The following is a 1,269-nucleotide window of genomic DNA, read 5'->3' as shown; positions in this document are numbered from 1 at the left end:
CAGATGGTGGTGCAGGAAGAGAGCGTGAGCACTGCATCAATCGTGACGGGTTTCGACATATTGTCGATATGCAGCGTCATTGGGAACAAAGTGTCACCTTTGTAACCGAGAGTCTCAATGCCCAATAACTCGAACTTTTGCGGATATGGCCATTGCCAATCAACCTTGCTCAGGTTTTGCGAGTTTTGCCAATCTATCGATGGCGCGACACCACCCTCGCCCGGCGATCGCCAATAAGTTTTCCAGTCTCCGCTCAGCTTAACATCCAAATAACCAGTGAGCGTTTTTGCTTGCGGATCTTGCTGACCAGTCAAAACAAAACGCGTTTGCACAGGCGGATGCTGTGGATTGGTCATCCATCCCGTGTCAGTAGTTTGCGCCGAGAGATTAAGAGAGAACAAACCCAACACCAACGCCATAAAGAATATGGACGCGAGTTGAGTCGCTTTAGTAATGTGATTCATAGTGATTCCTAATTAATAACAAGTGTAGAAAATGGCTGGCGTTTTCGGCCAGAATCACTTGTCATTCTCGGAACACACAAAAGGTAAGATGAATTCGATGTTTGTCGTAGATGGGCTCAGTCCATTGCCTTGCGTTAACAAAGGCACTGCATCGCCAAACTGCGGCTAAAACAATGCCAATGAACAAAACGACAATGAAGGCTTCGAGCTGATGCTGGGTAAACTGAATCAACTTTTCAGACAGTTCACACTTACTCGGCTCTTTGACTTTATCAGCTTTCACAACATGAGCATCATCGTTAGATAAAGCAGAAACCAAGGTTTGGTCATCACTCATCGAGCATGCCGAAACCAAACCAGAATTTTGCATCAGACACACGACGATGACCCAGCCAATCATTGCTAGCAGCCATTTCGCGCGCTTTTGAGGCGTGCCTTGTCGTGAAATCAATAAGCTCATAAAAAGTCAGATAAAGATGGAAACGCAGAAAATAATACGCAAGTTGTCGTAAAGCTCAAGTCGTTCGACCTTGCTTGCCGATATGATTGGTAAATAATTGTGATAACCTTAAACCCATCGCTTTTTGCAACACGCTCATTATGCTCAATAAAGTTAATCTCGCCGACATTCGCTCGTTTGTTTTGATCGCCCAACTTGGCAACTTCACCAAAGCGGCGGAAGCTCTGTCCGTTTCTCGATCTCACGTTTCTCGCCAGATCAGCGGACTTGAAGCGCAAATGGGCGTGACACTACTCAACCGAACCACACGCACGCTGCGTTTGACTCATGCCGGCGAGCGATTTT

3 protein-coding genes are annotated in these 1,269 nt (G+C 46.4%); 1 reads left to right on the top strand and 2 read right to left on the bottom strand.

Annotated elements, in window-relative coordinates:
- On the bottom strand, positions 1-464 hold a 464-nt coding region (locus R7D93_RS25520; RefSeq protein WP_318129585.1), incomplete at its 3' end, for a protein-disulfide reductase DsbD domain-containing protein.
- Between the two features lie 61 nt (positions 465-525).
- Positions 526-924 carry a hypothetical protein gene (locus R7D93_RS25515; RefSeq protein WP_005457948.1) on the bottom strand — a complete coding sequence of 133 codons (399 nt, stop codon included), beginning with the start codon at positions 922-924 and terminating at the stop codon, positions 526-528.
- A gap of 140 nt (positions 925-1,064) precedes the next feature.
- Between R7D93_RS25515 and R7D93_RS25510 the strand changes: the two genes are divergently transcribed.
- The coding region (locus tag R7D93_RS25510) for a LysR family transcriptional regulator (RefSeq protein ID WP_318129584.1) at positions 1,065-1,269 on the top strand (205 nt) is incomplete at its 3' end.

This window comes from Vibrio sp. YT-15 (assembly GCF_033337445.1).
GTDB classification, from domain to species: domain Bacteria; phylum Pseudomonadota; class Gammaproteobacteria; order Enterobacterales; family Vibrionaceae; genus Vibrio; species Vibrio alginolyticus.
This window is presented reverse-complemented; position numbering and strand designations above follow the sequence as displayed.